The sequence below is a fragment of the Streptomyces sp. PA03-6a genome, assembly GCF_033792765.1.
GTDB lineage: Bacteria > Actinomycetota > Actinomycetes > Streptomycetales > Streptomycetaceae > Actinacidiphila.
Genome location: NZ_JARAVK010000475.1, coordinates 1 through 3,443, shown reverse-complemented (window position 1 = coordinate 3,443; position 3,443 = coordinate 1). Strand labels below are relative to the sequence as shown.

3 protein-coding genes are annotated in these 3,443 nt (G+C 60.6%); all 3 read left to right on the top strand.

All coding sequences use genetic code 11. The features are described from left to right. The first annotated feature begins 570 nt into the window (after window positions 1-570). Window positions 571-1,971: an NAD(P)/FAD-dependent oxidoreductase gene (locus tag PV350_RS45655; RefSeq protein ID WP_500339199.1), complete on the top strand. Its 1,401-nt coding sequence runs from the start codon at window positions 571-573 to the stop codon at window positions 1,969-1,971. Between the two features lie 2 nt (window positions 1,972-1,973). Further along, a complete protein-coding gene (locus tag PV350_RS45650; protein WP_500339198.1) occupies window positions 1,974-2,963 on the top strand; it encodes an alpha/beta hydrolase in 990 nt (329 codons plus the stop codon). 282 nt (window positions 2,964-3,245) lie between these two features. After that, a partial coding sequence (locus PV350_RS45645) for a beta-ketoacyl synthase N-terminal-like domain-containing protein (protein ID WP_500339197.1) occupies window positions 3,246-3,443 on the top strand: 198 nt, incomplete at its 3' end.

Genomic DNA, 3,443 nt, shown 5'->3' with positions numbered 1-3,443 from the left:
CCCTCCGCGAAGCACTCACCCGCATCCCCATCGCCCGCCTTCGGACGGCGAACATCCTGGACACGCTGCTCCGGCTCACAGACGAAACCACCCCCGCACAGAAAACCCCCACCCCCGATATCCGCACCATGAGCGAAGAAGAACTCATCAACGCCGCACTCAACAACTGACCACAACGCCAGAGCGCCAGAACGCACAACCGAACCGGCCCGCGGCAACCTTCCGAACCTCATATCCTCACGTCTCGCATGTAAAACAGCGGTCTATACGGCGACCTCGCGAAGTTCAACGGCGCGCGCTGGCCGATCCACCGCCGGGGACGGTAGTCATCCATGGCTCAATAACTTGGGGAGTCTTCTCAGGTGTGACTTCGCGCCCGAAGCATGAACAGCCATCACAATTGAAGAATCCGACTGACGCCAAAATGGCTGTTCCCGCATCTACGGAAAGAAGTTCCGGGATTTAACGATGACGGCTAAGCATGCAGACGCCTCGGCACGCACTGCTGCCGTTTGACGTCCGGACGAAACATCCCGACAGGAAACGGGAAAATGAGTGAGGAAGTCTGAAATGCCGAAGATCGTGATTATCGGTGCCGGACCAATCGGCCTCATGACTGGCGCAATTCTGGCCCGCGACGGTCACAGCGTCATGCTCCTGGACAGGGATGCAGCCACGCCTCGGTTCGACGCCGACTCCGACTGGTCGGCCTGGGAAAGAGCAGGCGTTAGCCAGTTCCGTCAGCCACATCTGATCCAACCAAAATGGCGTGAGGTCGTCGACCGCGAGATACCCGGTCTCTCAGACACGCTGATCGAGAACGGCGGTCAACGCTTCAATCTGCTGCACGGAGCCTCGTCAGGCGCCCAGACCATGGAACGGGGCGATGAATGGTTCGATGCCATCGTCGTCCGGCGCCCGGTCTTCGAAGGGGTGCTGTCGCGATTCGTCCAGGAGCACATGGGGCTGGACGTCCACCGCGGCGTGCGGGTGACGGGGTTGATCGCCGATCAATCCGGTAGGGGCGTGCCGCGTGTTCACGGCGTCCATACCTCCCAGGGGACGGTAGCGGCGGACCTCGTCGTAGACGCCAGCGGCCGCCGCTCCCCGCTCCCGCAGTGGGTGAGCGCGATCAGTCCGGTCGCACCCACGGAATTCCGGGAGGACGGAGGAGTCATCTACTACGGCCGGTACTACAGGCTGAGCACCCCCTTCGTGTCGAACGGACTGACCGACTTGGTGACTCAGCATGAAACGCTGTCTGCCCTCGTGCTGCCTGGTGACAACCGCACAGTCGGGGTAGGGCTGGTCACCGCTGCTCGCGACCGCCGGCTCCGCGGCATACGGGAGAATGCAAAGTGGGAGTCGCTCGCCCGTCGCATTCCTGCTGCCGCACCCTGTCTCGATGCAGAGCCGCTTACAGACGTCATACCGATGGCCGGCATCGACCACGTTCAACGCAGTTACACGGTTGAGGGAAAGCCGACTGTGTTCGGGCTCGCGGCCGTGGGCGACGCCATGGTGGCAACGAATCCGACCCTGGGCCTGGGTATCACTCTCGGGACACTGCAGGCATGTGTTCTACGTGACGTAATTTCCGGAGAAAGCAAGCAAGGCCTGGCTGCCGCAGCAGTGCATCACGCTGACATCTGCGAAAAGAAATTGAAGAGTTACATCAACATGGCGTTGTCCTACGACAACCACCGGCATGCCGAGATCAGCGGGGAAATCACAGGCGCAGAGTACCGGCCGAACGGACCCGAGTGGCCCACCTCGGTGGCGCTAATGAAGGGGGCTCGGCTGGACCCGGTGCTGCGCAGGGCGTACGTCAGCATCTCAACGCTGCTTCAGAAGAGCACCGACGTGTTGGGCGCTCCAGACGTCCGGGAGCGACTGAGCCACCATATGACCGGCCCGCGCTACTCAGGGGGATTCTTGAGAAGGGAAGAAATATTGGAAGCCGTTTCCTGACAATGCCACAAAGCCGCCGCAGACCAGAGAGAACAATGGAAAAAAACCGATTGATCAATACAGGCCGCATCACATTGAACGTTGTCGAGGATGGCACTGGACCGCTAATCGTCCTCCTGCACGGATTCCCCGAGACATCGTATTCCTGGCGGCACCTGCTCCCGGTTCTGGCATCTCAAGGTTTCCGAGCGGTCGCTCCGGACCAGCGCGGCTACGGGTTGAGCGATCGTCCGTCCTCCGTGGACGACTACACGATCGCGCAGTTGGTCGACGACATTGCCTCCCTGATACAGGCGCTGGGGGAAGAAAAGGCAATCTTGGTTGGCCACGACTGGGGCGCGGTCGTCGCATGGCACATGGCCTTGGCCTATCCATCCAAGGTGGCCGGTGTGGCAGCCCTGAGCGTGCCATTCGTCGGTCACGGCTCAGTGCCGCCCCTCAGCGCCGTACGGGCCATCTTCGGCGCGGGCTTCTACCAGATCTATTTCCAGCGGGCCGCTGCCGCACGTGAGTTGGAGGCCGACTACGCCAGGACCTTCACCCGCGTTCTCTACGGCCTCTCGGGGGATGCCCCTTCCGTCAGCTCACTAGTCCTTCCTCCCGGGAAGAAGTTCCTCGATATCTGCGGACCATCCCCTCACACGCTTCCCGGATGGCTGAGTGCGGAGGACATCGAACATTACACCCGAATTTTTATGTCCACAGGCTTCACTACACCTCTTAACTGGTACCGAAACATGAACACAAATTGGGAAATAGCGAAGTCGTGGAACACTGCGGTGGTGGGCGCTCCTTCCATCTTACTCATCGGCGACCGCGACCCGATTGCTCAGTTCTACGACATACCGAGACTCGCTTCCATCATGCGTGATCATGTAGTCGATCTGCGAGGCGTAGAAGTCGTCACTGGTGCCGGTCACTGGATTCATCAGGAACGACAGAACGAGGTGGAAAGAATCATCACCGAATTCACATTGAACATCTCCCTTTGACCACCTTAATCCCTTCCGCAGCGTCGTCTCCGCGGCTGTCGGGCGCAGCACCCGCACGGACGTCGAGCAGCGCCCAGCCGTACTCACGCAGGCCCATCGTTCTTCTCCGCTGAACACCGTCTGCAGCATGTTTTTGATCCGCAGAGTGATTTTTTCTTAACGAGGCCCCAGGTCCGGGCCCAAAAAATCAAGTACTCCCTTGACAGGAGCCATGCCTTGAGCCGGTCAGAGCAGTCAATCATTATCGGGTCAGACTCGCTTGTGGAGAGTCCGCCTCACGGGGTGGATGGCAACAGCGATCCGGTTGTGATTGTGGGGATGGGTGTGCGGCTGCCTGGTGGGGTCGGCAGTCCGCAGGAGTTGTGGGAGTTGGTGGCCGAAGGCCGGGACGCGGTGTCGTTGTTCCCGGACAACCGGGGCTGGGATGTCGAGGGTCTTTACGATCCCGACCCGGACGCGTCGGGGAAGACCTATGGCCGG